Origin of the sequence: Kitasatospora sp. NPDC092286, from assembly GCF_044755565.1 — a bacterium.
Lineage (GTDB): Bacteria > Actinomycetota > Actinomycetes > Streptomycetales > Streptomycetaceae > Kitasatospora.
In genome coordinates, this window is the sequence record NZ_JBIVRD010000012.1 from 24,260 (window position 1) to 40,546 (window position 16,287).

Consider the following 16,287-nt stretch of genomic DNA (forward strand, 5'->3'; position numbering starts at 1 on the left):
CGGGCTCAGTGCTTCGTCGCGTCCTTGACCTTCTCGGCCGCCTGCTTGAGGTCGCTCTTCACCTGGGTGCCCTTGCCCTCGGCCTCCTTGGTCCGGTCACCGGTGACCTTGCCCGCGACCTCCTTGGCCTTGCCCCGGGCCTTCTCCGCGGCGTTGTGCAGCTTGTCGTCCGTACCCATCGCGGCGACTCCTCTCCGTGCCGGGCGGGCCGAGTGCCCGCCCAGCAGGCGCCTGCCCCGGATCGCCACGGCCATGCGGACGATTCCGGAGGAAAACCGGCGACATCGCCCCGGCGCCGCCGGCCGGGCGGGCCTCACGGCGCGAGCGCGCCCGCGATCCACCGCCGGGCCTCGGCGCCCGCCGCCGTCAGCTCCAGCTCTCCGGGCGCCGCCGCGGCCTGCACGACCAGGCCCTTGAGCACGGCGACCGCGACCACCGCGAACGCCTCCGGGTCCACTCCGGCCCGCACCTCCCCGGCCGCCGCGCCCTGGCGCACCACCGAGGCCACCCAGAGCCGCATCCGCGCGTCGAGTTCGGCCACCGCGGGGGCCAGCTCCGACGCGCCCGCCAGTGCCTCGGCACCCAGCACCAGCAGCGCCCGCTGGAGGTCGGTCGGGTGCCGGGCCACCTCCAGCCAGGTCTCCGTGAAGCGCAACAGCTCCTCGACCGCGCCGCCGCCCGCCCGCTCGGGCACGGCCGAGGCCGTCGCGTCGGCGAGCACCACCTCCTGCAGCCGGGCCAGCAGGACGGCCTTCGAGCCGAAGTAGTGGGTGGCCAGGCCCCGGCTGAAGCCCGCGGCCTCGCCCACCCGCGCCAGCGTCACCCCGGCGCTGCCGTGCTCCGCGATCAGCCGGGCGGCCGCGGCGAGCAGCGCCGACTCGGCCGCGGCCCGACGCTGCGCCTGGGTCCGCCGACCGGACTGCCCCGACGCCTCGCGCGCCGCCGAACCGGTCTGCGGGCCGGCCATCGGGCCGGTCATCGGGCCGGCCGCGGACCCGGTCGGTGCGGTCCGAGCCGCCGAGGGCTCCCCGTGATTGTCCATACCCCCATGATAGAGTCGAACTTGCTTGTTGAACAACAAGTAAGTCTGCGGGTCGGCGACCCCCCTGCCGCCGCCCCGTCGGAAGGGAGATCCGGATGACCGCCACCGCAACGATGCTCGCCGGACGGCTCGACGTCGCCCAGGGCGCCTTCGCCCTCGAAGAGGTCCCCGTCCCCACTCCGGGCCCGGGCGAGGTCCTGATCAAGGTCGAGGCCGCCGGCGTCTGCCTGTCCGACGTCCACCTGATCGAGGGCATGCTCAAGCCCCTCTTCCTCAAGGGCGACAAGGTCACCCTCGGCCACGAGGTGGCCGGCACCGTCCACCTCCTCGGCGAGGGCGTCACCGAGGCCCGGGTCGGCGACCGGGTGCTGCTCCAGGCCGGCGAGACCCGCGACGGCGCCGTCCACACCCGCGGCGTCGACTACGACGGCGGCTGGGCCGAGTACGCACTGGCGACCGTCGGCACCCTCGTCCCCATCCCGGACGACCTGCCGTTCGAGCAGGCGTGCTTCATCCCCGACGCGGTCTCCACCCCCTGGGCCGCCATCACCGGCACCGGCGCGGTGCGCCCCGCCGAGGCCGTCGGCGTCTGGGGCGTGGGCGGCCTCGGCGCCCACGGCGTCCAGTCGCTGCGGGCCATCGGCGCGTACCCGATCATCGCCGTCGACCCGCTGCCGGCCGCCCGCGACCGGGCCCTGGAATTCGGCGCCGACCTCGCCCTCGACCCGGCCGACCCGGACTTCGCCGCCACCGTGCGCACCGCCACGGGCGGTCGGGGCCTGGCCGCGGCGTTCGACTTCGCCGGGGTGGCACCGGTGCGCGAGCAGGCCATGGCCTCGCTGGGGGCGAACGGACGGCTGGTGCTGGTGGGCCTCACCGACAAGCCGCTGACGGTCACCAACGGCACCCTGCTGAGCTACCTCAAGCAGCAGATCCGCGGCCACTACGGCTCGGCACCCGAGGACGTCGTCGACCTGGTCGACCTGGTGCGCGGCGGGCGGCTGGAGTTCTCCCGCTCGGTGAGCGCGACCTTCCCCCTCTCCGACGCCGCCAAGGCCGTCGAGGCGCTGGAGAAGAAGGAGGGCAATCCGATCCGGCTGGTCCTCACGCCGTGATCCTCACGCCCCGGCAACGGGCGGGGCGCGCCGTCCGGACGGGCGCCCGTGCGGGGACTCCCCCGCGCGGGCGCCCGTCGCCGTCCCCGCACGGTTCGGACGCGGGGCGCCGCCGACCCGCCCTCACCGGTACGGACGGCGCCACCCGCGCGGCGACGGGCGGGTGACCGGCGGGCGGCGCGACAGCCGGAAGAATGGCCGCATGACGAGCCCTCAGCAGCAGCCGCGCGGCCTGACCTCCCTGATCCCCACCGGCCGGACCAGCAGTGCCGGTGACCGGGCCGCCGCCCAGCTGCTCCACCTGCGCGAGACCACCCTGCCCGCCCCGGTCGTCGCGGCCGCCGCCGAGCTCATCGCCGACCGCCTCGACGACCCGGACCCGGTCACCCGGGCCGCCGCCGCGGCCGTCCACACCCTCCTGACCGCCGCCCTGGAAACCACCACGCCGTCCCAGTGACGGGCCGCCCGGGCCGGGGCCGGGTCAGTGCGCGTCGTCCCCCAGCGCCGCGAGCAGCGTCCGCAGCGCGTCCACCAGCGCGTCGGTCCGCGCCGCGTCCAGACCGGCCAGGACGCGGCGTTCGGCGGCGAGATGGGCCGGCAGCGCCCGGTCGACCAGGGCGTGGCCCTCGGGGGTGAGGGCGACGTCCCGGCTGCGGCCGTCCGAGCCGCTGGGCGTACGGGTGACCAGACCCCGGGCCTCCAGCCGGTCGAGCCGCTGGGTGATGGCACCGGAGGTGACCATCGCGGACCGCATCAGGCCGGTGGGGGTCAGCCGGTAGGGCGGGCCGCTGCGGCGCAGCGTGGCGAGGACGTCGAAGGAGGCCGCGTCCAGGTCGTAGTCGGCGAAGTTCCGCTTCAGCTCCGCGTCCACCAGCCGGTAGAGCCGCTTGAGCCGGCCGATCACCTCCATCGGGGAGACGTCCAGGTCCGGGCGCTCCGCGCCCCACTGCTTCACCACTCGGTCCACGTGATCTGCCACCACTTCAGCCTAGAGGATTCCTTAGCGGTGAGATACCTCACACCACCCGATTGGACCCAGATGTGCCTTAGCGCTGAGATACATTGGCTTAGTGCTAAGGAATCGACTCGGAACCGTCCTGCTGACCGCCCTCGCCCCCGTCATCTGGGGCTCGACCTACCTCGTCACCACCGAACTGCTGCCGCCCGACCGCCCGCTGCTCGCCGGCGTGCTCCGGGCCCTGCCCGCCGGGCTGCTGCTCGTCGCCGTCACCCGCCGCCTGCCGAAGGGCAGTTGGTGGTGGCGCTCACTGATACTGGGCGCGCTCAACATCGGCGCGTTCTTCGCACTGCTCTTCATCGCCGCCTACCGCCTGCCCGGCGGGGTCGCGGCCACCGTCGGCGCCGTCCAGCCGCTGCTCGCCGCCGGACTCTCCGCCGGGCTGCTCGGCGAACGGCTCTCGCTGCGAACCGTCCTGTCCGGCATCGCCGGAGTGGCCGGGGTCAGCCTGCTGGTGCTGCGGGCCGGCGCCCGGCTCGACACCCTCGGGGTCGCCGCCGCGCTCGGCGGCGCGGTGGTGATGGCCACCGGCGTGGTCCTCGCCAAGCGGTGGACGTCACCGGCGCCGCTGCTCGCCACCACCGGCTGGCAGCTCACCGCGGGCGGCCTGCTGCTGCTCCCCGTCGCCCTCGCCGTGGAGGGTGCCCCGCCCTCCCACCTCACCGGCGCCAACCTGCTCGGCTACGGCTACCTCGGCCTGATCGGCGCGGCCGTGGCGTACGCGCTCTGGTTCCGGGGCATCCGGGCCCTGCCGCCGACCTCCGTGACCTTCCTCGGGCTGCTCAGCCCGGTGGTCGCCACCGCCCTCGGCTGGCTCGCCCTCGGCCAGGACCTCTCACCCGTCCAGGCCCTCGGCGCGCTGATCGTGCTCGGTTCACTGGTCGCCGCCCAGACCCAGCGCCCGCGCCCCGCACCGACCCCCGCACCGGCCCCTGCGGCAGCCGACGCGCCCGCACCGGCCCGCCTGGCCGAGCCCGCCTGAACCCCGCACCGCCCGGCTCAGCCCTCCTCACCCCCGGCGAGCGCACCGGCCGCTACCGGCTCGGCCGTGACGTACTCGTGGTGGACACCGAGGGCATTTCCATGGAGGACCTCGCCGTCGCCCTCCTCGACGAGGCCGAGCACCCCGTCCACCCGCACCCGCTTCACGGTGGCGTACTGAGGCCCGGGGGCTGCCCCCACCCCCGGACGGGGGACCTCCTGATGGTCCGTCGGGTGGCCGGCGGGCCAGGCTGGACCCGCCGGAGATCCACCGCCGCCGGGAGACGGCCCGACCTCACGGGGGAACCACCATGCCTCGTCCACCGAAGCGGACGCGCGAGCGGCCACCGGGCCGGACCGCCCGGGCCGGCCTGCTGCGGGCCGCCCTCCTCGCCGCACTGTCGGTGCTGCTCCTGGCACCGTCCGCCGCCTTCGGACAGCCACCCGCCTCGGCCGGCACCGGGAACGCGACGGCGGACGTGACCGCCACCGACGTCCGGTTCACCGGCGCCGACGGCGTCACCCTGCACGGCACCGTGCTCGCCCCCGGCGGCACGGGCGGCGCACCGGGGCCCGCGCTGGTGATGGTGCCCGGGGCCGGACCCGGCGGCCGGGAGGAACTGCGCCCCGCCGCCGAGGCCTACGCGCGGCACGGCATCGTCACGCTGGTCTACGACAAGCGCACCGACGGGTACTCGATGACCCACCGCGACTACTCCCAGCTCGCCGACGACGCCCTCGCCGCACTCGCCGCGCTGCGCGAGCGGCCCGGCGTCGACCGGTCGCGGACCGGGGTGTGGGGGCTGTCGGAGGGTGCCTGGGTGGTCTCGCTGGCCGCCGGCCGCTCGTCGGACGTCGCGTTCGTGGTCACCGCCGGGGCGGTCGGCCTCAGCCCGCTGCGCCAGCAGGCCTGGGCGTACGGCGGCTACCTGCGCCACCACGGCGTGCACGGGTCGCTGCTCCCGGCCATGCAGCGGACCGCCGCCCGGGTGGTGGCGGGCGCCGGGCTCTTCCCCGAGGCGGACTACGACCCGGTGCCCGCCTGGACCGGGGTGCGCCAGCCGGTGCTGGCCGAATGGGGCACGCTCGACCGGGAGGCCGCGCCCCAGGAGAGCGCGGCGATCATCCGGGACGCGCTCGACCGGGGCGGCAACACCCACTACACCCTGCGCGCCGTCCCCGGCGTCCGGCACAACCTCAACCGCACCGCCGACGACGGCTTCGACCGCCCGTCCGACCTCCCGCCGGACTACGCCGACGCCGAGTCCGACTGGATCCACCACCTGGCCGACGGGCCGCCCGCGATCAGCGTCGACGCGATGCCGCCGCAGGAGTACCGGAGCACGGCGCTCACCCCGCTCGCCGGCTACGAGGGGCCGTGGCTCCAGCTCGCGGCCGTCCTGGTGTGCGGCGTCGGCTTCGCCGGCTATCCGCTGACGGCGCTGGTCCGCCGCCTCCGGCCCGGAGGGCGGGCCGACGCCCCGCGCACCCCGTCGGCCCGCCCCGCCCGCTGGCTGGCCGGCGCCGGGCTGACGGCCCTGGCCGGCGGCCCGCTCTACCTCCTCTTCATGGTCGTCACGGCGGGCGCCCTCCCCGGCCCGGTCCTGCTCGGCCGACCGCTGCCCTGGCTCCTGCTCCAACTCGCCGCCGTCACCGCGGTGGTGGCCGCCACCGCGCTCGCCGTCAGGTTCGCCGCCACGCTCGCCGTCCGCCGCCGGCGCATCCGCGGCGCCGGCGGCGGACCGGCCGCGGGCGCGTCCGTACCCGCCCGCGCCGAGCGGGTCCGGCTGGGCCTGCTGGCCGTCGCCGCCGTGGTGTTCGTCCCCTGGGCGCTCTACTGGGGCCTGCTGATCCCCTGACCGCCCGGGCCCGACTCCTGCGTGCGGGACCTCGTCGACGGCTATCTGCTGACCGGCCGCACCCCGGCCCGTGACCTCATCTGCCCGTCGCCGCAAGGTGCCTGAGACCGGACGGAGCCGCTGCCCGCGGGCGGGACCGACGAGTGCCGGTCCCGCCCCGGGCACTCGGGGCGGCCCGACCGCGGTCAGTGGGGTGCGTGATGGGTGTCGCCGACATGCTCACCGGTCTCGTGGTCGGGGAAGCTGACGGCCAGGGTGACGCGGTACTCGAAGACGTCGTCCCGGTGGCCCGGGACGCGGGCCCAGGCGAGTGAGTGGACCTCGGCCTCCGGGGCCTGGCGGCACCAGGCGGCGGCCTCCTCCAGCGCGCGGGCGGCCGAACGACCGGTGCACACCACCGCCGTGTACGCCGCGACCGACACGTCCCCGCCGCTCCGGCCGACGCGGGACACCGCCCGGACGGCGGCCGCGGCATGGGTCAGGTCGCGGGCCAGGTCGTCGATCACCCGAGGTGGCGCCGGCAGGACGGCAGGCCCCTCGGCGACGGTCTCCGGCAGGTTCGTGCTCACTGTCAGGGCCTCCATCCGCATGGTCAACGGGCACAGCATGCCGGGCCGCGATTCCTGGCATGACCACTTTCACCAGAACGTCACCCGCCCGGGGAGGCGATGGTGTAGAACCGGCCGCCCGCACACCCGTCCTGACCGTGCACGGCGGGTTCAGGGCGGCGCATCGGGCCAGGTCAGGGCTGGCGGCCGCAGGCGCCGCCGGGGAGCCCGGGCGGGCAGGTCTGTACCACCCCCGTGCCCCGAACCGCCCGTTCCGCCCCCGGGCACGCCCGGTTCACGTCCGTTACGCGCCCGGGCAACTCCCGTTGCAGGAACGGAAAATACCGGCCGACGGCAACCAGTAGCATCCTGACCGTCGCAGTCCGCCGAAGCGGCGGGCGCCACCGGAAGGAGTCCCCATGCAGGTCAACTCATCGATCCAGGAAGGCCGCCGGTACGGCTGGCTGCCCGCGCTGGCACTCGCGGCGGTCGCGGTGGCGGGGTGTTCCTCCTCGGGCGGCGGTGGTGCGGCGGCCGCGTCCGCACCGGTGTCCACCCCACCCGCGACCACGGCCTCCGCACCCGTCACGCCCGCCACACCCGCCGCCGGAGCGGCGAACCCCGCACCGACCGCCGCACCGGCCGGCAAGCGGCCCGCCGACGCCTGCACGATGCTGACGTCCGCCCAGGTCGTCGCCGTCGTCGGGACCGCCGGACCGTTCAGGGGCACCCACCCCGACCCGGCGAGCGACGGCAGCGCGGTCTGGGGCTGCACCTGGGGATCCCACCAGTCGTACGCCGCCATCAAGGAGACCGCGCCCGACACGCTCGCGCGGGTCAGGGCCGACAGCGACCTCGCGGTCACCACCGTGCCGGGGATCGGCCAGGAGGCCGTCGCCACCGCGTGGAAGAAGGACGGCACCCGGCCGATGCTGTACCTGGTGGCGGGCGGTCACACCTACTCCGTCGCGGTGGTCAAGGACCGCGGTCCGGGCGACGACGTCAACGCGCCCGCGGAGACCCTCGCCGAGGCCGCGCTGGCGACGACGCTCGCGGTTTCGCTCACCTCCTGACCGGGCGCGGGCCGCCGGCCCTGCGCCGGTTGCCCGGACCGACCACCGTGAACTGCCCGTTCACCGAACCGTGGGGCCCCGGACCGCCATCGGCCACCCTGTCCGCGTCAGATCGTCGTGATACTAATCATTCCGGAAACGAGCTCTGTCATGCACTGGCAGGCACGATGTTGACAGCCTGTCCGTTCTCGGGGAGTCCGGACGGCAACGGGGAGGGGCACCGCATGATGGCGAGGTTCGGCAGCGGACAGGGCGGCCGCAGGCTGCGACTGGGCAAGCGGGTGACAGGGACGGCAGCGGCGTTCACGGCGCTCGCCGCGCTGACCGGTTCTCAGGTGACGGGCCTCGGGCTCGTCCCGGTCGCGGCCGCCGACGCCGTGCCGCCCGTCACCGACCCGGCCACGCGGGGCTCCTCCTTCCCCGTGCCGCCCGGCACCGTGCTGCCCACGGCGTTCGGCACGCCCGGCACCGGCGGCCCGGTGGACGGCGGCGGCCCGCTGGCCCTGCCGCAGCCGCCCACCACCCTGCCGGGCGACCCGTCCGCCGGGCCGTTCCGTACCGGGCCCGCGCTGCCGGAGACCGTCTCCGCCGCCTACCACAAGGCCGAGGCCGCGCTCGCGCAGCGCTCGCCCGGCTGCCACCTGCCGTGGCAACTGCTGGCCGCGATCGGCGAGGTCGAGTCCGGCCAGGCCGACCGGGGCCGGGTGGACGCCGCCGGGACGACCTACCGCGCCATCCTCGGCCCGGTGCTCGACGGCAACGGCTTCGCCGCGATCGCCGACACCGACGGCGGCCGCTACGACGGCGACAGCCGCTGGGACCGGGCCGTCGGCCCGATGCAGTTCATCCCCTCCACCTGGGCGGTCTGGGGCGTGGACGCCAACGGTGACGGCAAGGCCGACCCCAACAACATCTTCGACGCCGCCGAGGCCGCCGGGCGCTACCTCTGCGCCGGCGGGCGGAACCTCTCCGACCCGGCGCAGCTCGACCGGGCCATCCTCAGCTACAACAACTCGGGCGAGTACCTTCGGACCGTCAAGAACTGGATGGCCCACTTCGGCAGCGGCACCACGACCACCACCCCGGACCTCCCGGCCGCCGCCACCCCGCCGACGACCGCCCCGACGACCACGCCGACGCCGGTGCAGCCTCTGCCGAAGCCCTCGTCGAGCGCCGAGCCGCCGGTCACCCAGCCGTCGCCGTCCGGAAGCCCGTCCCCCACCACAACTCCCACGACGGTGCCCACCACGACCCCCGGCACCACGCCGACGGGGACGCCGACCGGGACGCCCACGCCCACCGGGTCGCCCTCGCCGTCCGCCACGGCGACCCCGACCCCGAGCGCGACGCCCACCGCCACACCCACGGCGACGCCCACCGGCACCCCGACCGAGTGCCCCACCACCACGCCCACGGCGGCCCCCTCCGGCACCCCGACCACGGGCCCGAGCCCGTCGGCGTCCGCCTCGGCCACCGCGACGCCCACCGCTCCCGGCTGCGCGACCGCCACCCCCGAGCCGACCTCCTCGCCCTCCGCGACCACGTCCGCGCCGACGGCCGCCGCCACCCCGACCGCCGGGCTCTCCCCCTCGCCCACCGCCCGCTGACCCCGCCGGCGCCGCCTCAGCCGTCCGCCTCCACCTCGTCGTCCTCGTCGTCGTAGCAGAGGCCGGCCTCCCGCTCCTGCTGCTCCTGCACCTTGAACGGGACGTCCGGGTCCCAGTCCGAGGTGCGGGGCAGTTCGGGTCCGTCAGGGCCGAGGCGGACGACCGGTTCGACGCGGACCAGCTGGAACCGGCGGTCGGCGGCCTCGACGCTGTTCCCGCGTTCGGCGTCGAGGCGGTCGGCCGCCTCGGCGTACCGGGCGCGCTCGTCCTCCGTCAGGTGCGGCAGCAGGCTCGGCGCGAACTCGCGCAGATAGGCGGCGAGGCTGTCGCGGGCGGCCTGCGGGGTCTCGCAGGCGTTGGTCATCGGCCCCCAGCGGCCGTCCTCGTACTCGGCGACGGCGCAGTGCACCGGCAGCACGAACACATTGGGGTACAGGTACGAGGCGAGCCGGGCCTCGGCCCGGACGTCCTCGGGAATGCCGTGGCCGGTCGGCACCAGGGACATCATGTCCAGCCGGAGGATGCCGTCCACCAGCGTGACGTCGGCGGCCGGGTCGATGACGAACCCGTTGACGCGGGAGAGCGCCTTGTACCCCTGGCCGACCGGGGCTGGGTCCGGATCGGTGGGACGCGGCGGTTCGACGCCCTCGGGGCCCCCGCGCAGGACCTGTTCCGCGCGGAAGATCCGGTACTGTCGCCCGGCGACGGCCAGTTCGTCGAGTCGCTCCCACTCCAGCCGCTGGTACCCGGCGGTGTAGGCGGCCCGTTCCTCGTCGGTGATCTCCCAGGTGGCGGCGCCCCACTGGCCGGGCTCGGCGAGCGCCCAGCAGCGGAAGACATGGCCGAGGTCGTCCCGGGCCGTCTGCGGGGTGGTCGAGCGGAACCCGAGGATCCGCCAGGCCCCCTCCTCGGTGCGTTCCAGGCAGCCGAAGACGGGTGGCATCATCAGCAGATTCGGGTACCGCTCGCGGGCCGCCCAGGCTTCCAGGCCCGCCACCGCGGAGACCGGGTCGTCGGTGTGGGCGATCCGAACGGTGAGGTGGTCCGGCAACTGCACAGCGTCATCATCCATGCCGCCAGTGTTAGCGGACGCCGTCGGCGGACCGCAGCCCGTTCACCGAAGTCCACCCGACCCGGGAATCCCTGAGGGACCGTCGGGCGCCGGCCCGGCTCGCCTCCCCCGGAGGCTCGGTCGGGCCGGGCGCGGTCGGCGCCGACGACTCGCACGCTGTGTTCGCTCGCTCCCTGCCACGCCGGTGGGCGGGCGGCGTCCGCCACCTGACCGCCCGGGCACGCAGCCGTGCCCGGGGCACCGGCGAGGGCGGTGCCCCGAAGCGGGGTCGGCTCTCGCATGAAGCGTCCTGTCACGCAGTCATATATATCGTTGATCTACATATAGCGTCCAGCCAATCCGGCGCCGAAGACGGAAGAACGCGGCGGCGACCCCGACCGCGGCCTTCCGCCGCGGGCCTCAGCCCGCCAGGGCGGCGCGGTGGGCGCGCCAGCGGTCCAGCAGACCGTCCAGCTCGCCGATCATGAACTCGAAGAACTCGGCGCTCTCGGCCAGCCGTTCACCGGCGACACTGTCCGGACCGAGCGTGGACTCACCGTCCCTCAGCACCCGCACCCAGCGCACCAGCAGTTCGTCACGCCGGGCCAGGGAGGCGAACCAGACGTCGTCGAACACCCGGTAGCGGTCGCGGCGCGAACCGGGCTCGCGCTCCTTGGAGACCAGGCCCGTCTGGCTGAGATAGCGCATCGCCCCGGAGACGGCCGCCGGGCTGATCCGCAGCCGCTCGGAGAGCTCGGCGGAGGTGAGCACGCCGCTGTCCTCGGCCATCAGGCAGGAGAAGACCCGGGCCGGCATCCGGGGAAACCCGGCCACCGTCAGCTCGGCCGCGAACCGCTCGACGAACTCCGAGACCGCCCCGGCGTCCCGCTCTTCCCGCTTCACCCGCACACCTTCCTCCAAGCGCCACATCCGCGTCCGCCCCGACTTTAGCGCCTTCCCAATATTCACGTTTTTCTGAAACTACGGTATCTTCAGGAGCATGACGAAGGCAATCGCCCTGTCCGGCCTCCGCAAGTCCTTCGGCCGGACCACCGCGCTGGACGGCCTCGACCTCACGGTCGAGACCGGCGAGGTGCACGGCTTCCTCGGGCCCAACGGCGCCGGGAAGTCCACCACCATCCGGGTGCTGCTGGGCCTGCTGCGGGCCGACGGCGGCACCGCCAGGCTGCTCGGCAAGGACCCGTGGAACGACGCCGTCGAGCTGCACCGCCGCCTCGCCTACGTCCCCGGCGACGTCGAACTCTGGCCGAACCTCACCGGCGGCGAGGCCATCGACCTGCTCGCCCGGCTGCACGGCAACCACGACCGCCGCCGCCGCGACGAACTGGTCGAACGCTTCGACCTCGACCCGGCCAAGAAGGGCCGCGCCTACTCCAAGGGCAACCGGCAGAAGGTCGCCATCGTCGCCGCGCTGGCCTCCGACGCCGAGCTGCTGCTGCTCGACGAGCCGACCGCGGGCCTCGACCCGCTGATGGAGGTCGTCTTCCAGGACGTCGTCCTCCAGGCCAAACGGCAGGGGCGGACCATCCTGCTCTCCAGCCACATCCTGGCCCAGGTGGAGAAGCTCGGCGACCGGGTCAGCATCATCCGCCGGGGCCGGGTGGTGCAGAGCGGCACCCTCGGCGAACTGCGCCACCTCACCCGGACCACCATCGAGGCCGAGACCCAGCGGCCGGTCACCGACCTGGCGGACCTGCCCGGCGTCCACGGCGTCCGCACCGACGGCAACCGGGTCCACTTCGCCGTGGACGGCGCCCGGTTGGACGCCGCCGTCCAGCGGCTCGGCGCGGCCGGACTGCGCAGCCTGGTCAGCCACCCGCCCACGCTGGAGGAGCTGATGCTGCGCCACTACGGCGACGAGCTGGCCGCGAACGGCCACCGCGGCACCGGCGACGAGCGCGACGGCGGGGCCCCGCGATGACCGCCACCACCGCCGCCTCCGCCGGCACGGCGGCCGGCCGCCCCCGGCCTCCCGGTGGCGTGCTGGCCGGCACCGGCGCGCTGCTCCGTTTCGACCTGCGGCGGGACCGCCTCCGCCTCCCGGCCTGGGTGCTCGGCCTGGGCCTGCTGACGCTCTCCACCGCGAACAGCCTCCACACCGTCTACCCGACCGCCGCCGACCGCGCCTCGATCGCCCGGGCCTCCGACAGCCCGGCGGTGCTCGCCCTGACCGGGCCCGCCCACTACCTGGGCGACTACACCTACGGCGCCATGCTCGGGCACCGGATGCTGGGTCTGATGACCGTCCTGGCCGGTCTGATGAGCATCCTGATCATCACCCGGCACACCCGGGCCGAGGAGGAGAGCGGCCGCGCCGAACTCGTCCGCTCCACCGCGGTCGGCCGCCACGCCCAGCTCACAGCCGCGCTCGCCACCGCCGCCGTCGCCAACCTCGCGCTCGCCCTGCTGCTCGCCGCCGGGCTGCCCGCCCTCGGCGTCCCCGGCATCACCGCCGGCGGCGCCCTGCTGTACGGAGCGGCACACGCCGCCGCCGGACTGCTGTTCGCCGCCGTGGCCGCCGTCGCCGTCCAGTTCACCGCGCACACCCGGACCGCCTCCGGCCTGGCCCTCGCCGTACTGGGCGCCGCCTACGCCCTGCGCGCGGCCGGGGACGCCGGTGGCAACGGACTGTCCTGGGCCTCCCCGGTCGGCTGGCTCCAGCGCACCTACGTCTTCGTCGACGACCGCTGGTGGCCGCTGCCGCCGGTGCTCGCCCTCGCCGCCACCACCGGCGCGGCGGCGTTCGCGCTCAGCACCCGGCGCGATGTCGGCGCCGGGCTGCGCGCCACCCGCCCCGGCCCGCCCGTCGGCAGCCCCGCGCTCGGCACCGCGCTCGGCTTCCCGCTGCGGCTCCACCGCGGCCTGCTGGGCGGCTTCGCGGTGGCGCTGGTGCTGCTCGGCGCGATGTACGGCTCACTGCTCGGCGGCGCCGACTCGATGCTGAAGGACGTCGAACAGCTCAGGGACGCCCTGGCGCGGCTCGGCGGCCATTCCCTCGCCGACTCCTTCGCCGCCATGACCATGCTGGTCGTCGCCGTGGTGGGCGCCGTCTACGCGGTGCTGGCCACGCTGCGCCCGCGCGCGGAGGAGGCCGCCGGGCGGGCCGAACCGGTGCTCGCCACCGGCCTCTCCCGCACCCGCTGGCTGGGCGGCCATCTGACGGTCGCGCTGCTCGGATCCACCGCGCTGATGCTGGCGACCGGTCTCGGCTTCGGCCTCGCGGGCGCGGTCTCCACCGGCGACGGGGGCGCGTTCCTACGGCTGACCGGCGCGGCCCTGGCGTTCGCGCCCGCCCAGTGGGTGACGGTGGGTTTCGCCGCGGCCGTGTACGGCTGGCTGCCCAGGGCCGCGCCGCTGGCCTGGCTCGTCCCGGCGTACGCCTTCGTGATCGGCTACCTCGGCCCGCTGCTGAAGCTGCCGGACGCGCTGAACCGGCTCTCGCCGTTCGGCCAGGTGCCCCGGCTCCCGGCGGCCGGGATGGACTGGACGCCGCTCGCCGCACTCACCCTGGTCGCGGCCGCCCTGCTCGCCCTCGGCCTGGCCGGGTTCAAGCGGCGCGACCTGGAACTCACCTGACCCACCCGGCTCACCCGGCCCACGGCGCCCGGGGCCGGTGAACAGCCCGCGGGGCCCGTCCGGTTCGTCCCGGACGGGCCCCGCGGCGTCGCCGTCACAGGTACTTGACCAGCTCCGGCATCAGGTCCTGGAAGGTACGGCCGCTGGCCGGCTGGCCGATCGCGGCCATCTGCCAACCGGCGGGCGTGCGCTGCACCTTGGCCATGATCTGGGCGGTGTACGGACCGCCGCCGGTCAGCGTGTAGCGGGCCAGCTCGGCGCCGGTCTGCTCGTCCACCAGGCGGCAGAAGGCGTTCTCGACCTCCTGGAAGGTCTGCCCGGTGAAGGAGTTGACGGTGAAGAGGATCTGGTCGACCACGGCCGGGACCTGGGTCAGGTCCACCGTGATCGACTCGTCGTCGGTGGCGTCGCCCGCGCCGCCGGTCAGGTTGTCGCCGCTGTGCCGCACCGAACCGTCGTTGCTGGTGAGGTGCTGGAAGAACACCACGTCCACCGGCTTGCCCTCGGAGAACAGCACGGCCGAGGCGTCCAGGTCAATCTCCTGCGAGGCCAGCAGCTTGGCGAAGAACCCCTTGCGCTGGACGGCCCGCCAGCCGAGACCCATCCGCACCACGCCCAACCGACCACCGCCCGGCTTCTCCAGGCTCAGCTTCTGCCCCTTGGCCAGCGAAACGCTCATCGCGCCCTCCTCGTTCCTCCGCCTGCGCACCCTGAATCTACAGCACTGTAGAGCGGCCGGGTCCGCACGAGTCGCCTCTGGGAAACCCCGTACCCCGCTTCTACGATCATCACCACACGATCCTGGCACCGGGAGGGGTACGCGATGACCGACACGCACCACGACACGGACCGCGCCACGTCCGACAGCACCACCGGCACCACCGGCAGCACCGGCAGCACGGCCGACGGCCCACCCGCCGCCGCACCCGTCGACCCGCTCCACGCCGAACTGGACCGCCGCGCGGCCGAGATCGCCGACCAGGTGATCCGCTGGCGCCGCCATCTGCACGCCCACCCCGAGCTCCCCAACCGCGAGGCCGGCACCGCCGCGCTGATCGCCGACCACCTGCGCGCGCTCGGCCTGGACGAGGTGCGCACCGGCATCGCCGGCCACGGCGTGGTCGGCGTGCTGCGCGGCGGCCGCCCGGGTACGAGGGTGATCGCGCTGCGCGCCGACACCGACGCGCTGCCGGTGCCGGACCGCTGCGGCACCGACTTCGCCTCCACGGTCGTGGACGCCGACTACCCTGGCGGCCCGTTCCCCGTCTCGCACGCCTGCGGCCACGACTGCCACGTCGCGATCCTGCTGGGCGCGGCCACCGTCCTGGCCGGCGTCCGGGGGGAGCTTCCGGGCACGGTGCTGTTCGTCTTCCAGCCCGCCGAGGAGGGCCCGCCGGTGGACGAGCCGGGCGGGGCGCGCGTGATGCTCGCCGAGGGTGCGCTCGCCGACCCCGCGCCGTCCATGGTGTTCGGCCTGCACGTCACATCGGACCCGAAGGGGCACGTCGGCTACCACGCGGGCTACCAGCTGAGCGCCTCCCGGCTGGTCCGGATCGTGATCACCGGCCGGCAGACGCACGGGTCCTCGCCCTGGCGGGGCGAGGACCCGATGCCCGCCGCCGGGGCCGTGCTCACCGGGATCGGCCAGCTCTACCGGCAGCGCTCGGCCTACGACCCGGTCGCGGTCACCATCGGGCACCTGGAGGACGTCGGCCGGTTCAACATCATCGGCGAGCAGGTCACCCTCTGGGGCACCATCCGGTGCGCCGTCGAGTCGGAGATGGCCGAGGTGGAGAAGCGCCTGGCGACGCTGGCCGAGCACACCGCCCTGGCGTACAACTGCACGGCGCGGGTGGACTATCTCCAGCCGGTACCCGCCCTGCACAACCGGCCGGAGTGGGTGGCGGCGGCGCTGCCGACCTTCCGTCGGGTGGTGGGCGCGGACCGGGTCGCCGAGGTGCAGCCCTCGCTCGGGTACGACGACGTCTCGGAGTTCGTCAACGCGTTCGGCGGGCTGTACGTGATGCTCGGCGTGCAGGACACCGAGCGCACCGCCGAGGGCACGGTCGTCCCGGTGCCAGGCGGGCGCGGGGTGGCGGTCAACCACAACCCGCACTTCTACGCCGACGACGACACTCTGGTCACCGGTGTCCGGCTGCACGTCAACGTCGCCTGGGACCACCTCACGGGTGCGCTGGAGCCCGCCGGGGACTGACCCGGCGGGGCTGGACCGGGAACCGGGGGCGGGCCCCGGTTCCTGGTTCCCGGTTCCCGGTTCAGCCCCCGGCCTGCCGCCAGGCACCGAACCCTGCTCCCCCGCCGTTGGCCGGCGGCCGGTTCCCGGCGGGCGCGCCAGGGACTACGCCCGGAGCTCTCTCGTTCCGCCCTCGCTTGCC

Annotated in this window: 17 protein-coding genes and 1 pseudogene; 10 read left to right on the top strand and 8 right to left on the bottom strand. The window is 75.2% G+C overall.

Annotated elements, in window-relative coordinates:
• Positions 1-5: 5 nt before the first annotated feature.
• Complete coding sequence (locus ACIQIB_RS14445) at positions 6-179, bottom strand: CsbD family protein (RefSeq protein ID WP_363610247.1); 174 nt, start codon at positions 177-179, stop codon at positions 6-8.
• 134 nt (positions 180-313) lie between these two features.
• Positions 314-1,042 (bottom strand): TetR/AcrR family transcriptional regulator, encoded by a 729-nt coding sequence (locus tag ACIQIB_RS14450; protein WP_400758135.1) that lies wholly within the window; start codon positions 1,040-1,042, stop codon positions 314-316.
• Between the two features lie 95 nt (positions 1,043-1,137).
• Between ACIQIB_RS14450 and ACIQIB_RS14455 the strand changes: the two genes are divergently transcribed.
• Both ACIQIB_RS14455 and ACIQIB_RS14460 read left to right on the top strand, forming a co-directional pair.
• Positions 1,138-2,157 carry a zinc-binding dehydrogenase gene (locus ACIQIB_RS14455; protein ID WP_400758137.1) on the top strand — a complete coding sequence of 340 codons (1,020 nt, stop codon included), beginning with the start codon at positions 1,138-1,140 and terminating at the stop codon, positions 2,155-2,157.
• A gap of 202 nt (positions 2,158-2,359) precedes the next feature.
• Entirely contained in the window at positions 2,360-2,614 is a 255-nt protein-coding gene (locus ACIQIB_RS14460; RefSeq protein ID WP_363610253.1) for a hypothetical protein, read from the top strand.
• 24 nt (positions 2,615-2,638) lie between these two features.
• On the opposite strand, the gene ACIQIB_RS14465 is transcribed toward ACIQIB_RS14460, so the two are convergent.
• Entirely contained in the window at positions 2,639-3,136 is a 498-nt protein-coding gene (locus ACIQIB_RS14465) for a MarR family winged helix-turn-helix transcriptional regulator (RefSeq protein WP_400758138.1), read from the bottom strand.
• A gap of 91 nt (positions 3,137-3,227) precedes the next feature.
• On the opposite strand from ACIQIB_RS14465, the gene ACIQIB_RS14470 reads away from it, so the two are divergent.
• On the top strand, positions 3,228-4,157 hold the full coding sequence (locus ACIQIB_RS14470) for an EamA family transporter (RefSeq protein ID WP_400758140.1): 930 nt from the start codon (positions 3,228-3,230) through the stop codon (positions 4,155-4,157).
• A 17-nt stretch (positions 4,158-4,174) separates the two neighbouring features.
• Here the strand turns inward: ACIQIB_RS14470 and ACIQIB_RS14475 are convergent, their stop codons facing one another.
• On the bottom strand, positions 4,175-4,357 hold the full coding sequence (locus tag ACIQIB_RS14475) for a hypothetical protein (RefSeq protein ID WP_363610259.1): 183 nt from the start codon (positions 4,355-4,357) through the stop codon (positions 4,175-4,177).
• Between the two features lie 110 nt (positions 4,358-4,467).
• Here ACIQIB_RS14475 and ACIQIB_RS14480 point away from each other — a divergent pair, with 110 nt between their 5' ends.
• Both ACIQIB_RS14480 and ACIQIB_RS14485 read left to right on the top strand, forming a co-directional pair.
• Entirely contained in the window at positions 4,468-6,015 is a 1,548-nt protein-coding gene (locus ACIQIB_RS14480) for an alpha/beta hydrolase family protein (protein WP_400758143.1), read from the top strand.
• 18 nt (positions 6,016-6,033) lie between these two features.
• Positions 6,034-6,120, top strand: a pseudogene (locus ACIQIB_RS14485) (hypothetical protein); the annotation flags it as partial.
• Between the two features lie 80 nt (positions 6,121-6,200).
• Here ACIQIB_RS14485 and ACIQIB_RS14490 read toward each other — a convergent pair.
• A complete protein-coding gene (locus tag ACIQIB_RS14490) occupies positions 6,201-6,584 on the bottom strand; it encodes a hypothetical protein (protein ID WP_363610263.1) in 384 nt (127 codons plus the stop codon).
• Positions 6,585-6,982: 398 nt separating this feature from the next.
• Between ACIQIB_RS14490 and ACIQIB_RS14495 the strand changes: the two genes are divergently transcribed.
• Both ACIQIB_RS14495 and ACIQIB_RS14500 read left to right on the top strand, forming a co-directional pair.
• Positions 6,983-7,636: a hypothetical protein gene (locus ACIQIB_RS14495; RefSeq protein WP_400758145.1), complete on the top strand. Its 654-nt coding sequence runs from the start codon at positions 6,983-6,985 to the stop codon at positions 7,634-7,636.
• Between the two features lie 224 nt (positions 7,637-7,860).
• On the top strand, positions 7,861-9,243 hold the full coding sequence (locus ACIQIB_RS14500; RefSeq protein WP_400758147.1) for a lytic transglycosylase domain-containing protein: 1,383 nt from the start codon (positions 7,861-7,863) through the stop codon (positions 9,241-9,243).
• Between the two features lie 16 nt (positions 9,244-9,259).
• On the opposite strand, the gene ACIQIB_RS14505 is transcribed toward ACIQIB_RS14500, so the two are convergent.
• Both ACIQIB_RS14505 and ACIQIB_RS14510 read right to left on the bottom strand, forming a co-directional pair.
• On the bottom strand, positions 9,260-10,315 hold the full coding sequence (locus tag ACIQIB_RS14505) for a DUF5954 family protein (RefSeq protein WP_363610266.1): 1,056 nt from the start codon (positions 10,313-10,315) through the stop codon (positions 9,260-9,262).
• Between the two features lie 399 nt (positions 10,316-10,714).
• Complete coding sequence (locus tag ACIQIB_RS14510) at positions 10,715-11,224, bottom strand: GbsR/MarR family transcriptional regulator (protein ID WP_400651855.1); 510 nt, start codon at positions 11,222-11,224, stop codon at positions 10,715-10,717.
• Between the two features lie 70 nt (positions 11,225-11,294).
• On the opposite strand from ACIQIB_RS14510, the gene ACIQIB_RS14515 reads away from it, so the two are divergent.
• Together ACIQIB_RS14515 and ACIQIB_RS14520 are read left to right on the top strand one after the other, a co-directional pair.
• Positions 11,295-12,236, top strand: coding sequence for an ABC transporter ATP-binding protein (locus tag ACIQIB_RS14515; RefSeq protein ID WP_363614470.1), 942 nt, complete (start codon positions 11,295-11,297; stop codon positions 12,234-12,236).
• Complete coding sequence (locus ACIQIB_RS14520) at positions 12,233-13,891, top strand: ABC transporter permease (RefSeq protein ID WP_363614473.1); 1,659 nt, start codon at positions 12,233-12,235, stop codon at positions 13,889-13,891. Before ACIQIB_RS14515 ends, ACIQIB_RS14520 begins: the two co-directional genes overlap by 4 nt.
• A 94-nt stretch (positions 13,892-13,985) precedes the next feature.
• Here ACIQIB_RS14520 and ACIQIB_RS14525 read toward each other — a convergent pair whose 3' ends face one another.
• On the bottom strand, positions 13,986-14,570 hold the full coding sequence (locus ACIQIB_RS14525) for a TerD family protein (protein WP_363614475.1): 585 nt from the start codon (positions 14,568-14,570) through the stop codon (positions 13,986-13,988).
• Between the two features lie 144 nt (positions 14,571-14,714).
• Between ACIQIB_RS14525 and ACIQIB_RS14530 the strand changes: the two genes are divergently transcribed.
• Positions 14,715-16,106 (top strand): amidohydrolase, encoded by a 1,392-nt coding sequence (locus ACIQIB_RS14530; RefSeq protein WP_363614478.1) that lies wholly within the window; start codon positions 14,715-14,717, stop codon positions 16,104-16,106.
• Positions 16,107-16,287 lie beyond the last annotated feature (181 nt).

Bases quoted from the DNA above. Each gene is read 5' to 3' on its own strand.
- ACIQIB_RS14450 (WP_400758135.1), bottom strand. From the start codon at position 1,042: ATGGACAATCACGGGGAGCCCTCGGCGGCTCGGACCGCACCGACCGGG.
- ACIQIB_RS14510 (WP_400651855.1), bottom strand. From the start codon at position 11,224: ATGTGGCGCTTGGAGGAAGGTGTGCGGGTGAAGCGGGAAGAGCGGGAC.
- ACIQIB_RS14505 (WP_363610266.1), bottom strand. From the start codon at position 10,315: ATGGATGATGACGCTGTGCAGTTGCCGGACCACCTCACCGTTCGGATC.
- ACIQIB_RS14520 (WP_363614473.1), top strand. From the start codon at position 12,233: ATGACCGCCACCACCGCCGCCTCCGCCGGCACGGCGGCCGGCCGCCCC.
- ACIQIB_RS14525 (WP_363614475.1), bottom strand. From the start codon at position 14,570: ATGAGCGTTTCGCTGGCCAAGGGGCAGAAGCTGAGCCTGGAGAAGCCG.
- ACIQIB_RS14515 (WP_363614470.1), top strand. From the start codon at position 11,295: ATGACGAAGGCAATCGCCCTGTCCGGCCTCCGCAAGTCCTTCGGCCGG.
- ACIQIB_RS14460 (WP_363610253.1), top strand. From the start codon at position 2,360: ATGACGAGCCCTCAGCAGCAGCCGCGCGGCCTGACCTCCCTGATCCCC.
- ACIQIB_RS14445 (WP_363610247.1), bottom strand. From the start codon at position 179: ATGGGTACGGACGACAAGCTGCACAACGCCGCGGAGAAGGCCCGGGGC.
- ACIQIB_RS14455 (WP_400758137.1), top strand. From the start codon at position 1,138: ATGACCGCCACCGCAACGATGCTCGCCGGACGGCTCGACGTCGCCCAG.
- ACIQIB_RS14495 (WP_400758145.1), top strand. From the start codon at position 6,983: ATGCAGGTCAACTCATCGATCCAGGAAGGCCGCCGGTACGGCTGGCTG.
- ACIQIB_RS14480 (WP_400758143.1), top strand. From the start codon at position 4,468: ATGCCTCGTCCACCGAAGCGGACGCGCGAGCGGCCACCGGGCCGGACC.
- ACIQIB_RS14530 (WP_363614478.1), top strand. From the start codon at position 14,715: ATGACCGACACGCACCACGACACGGACCGCGCCACGTCCGACAGCACC.
- ACIQIB_RS14500 (WP_400758147.1), top strand. From the start codon at position 7,861: ATGATGGCGAGGTTCGGCAGCGGACAGGGCGGCCGCAGGCTGCGACTG.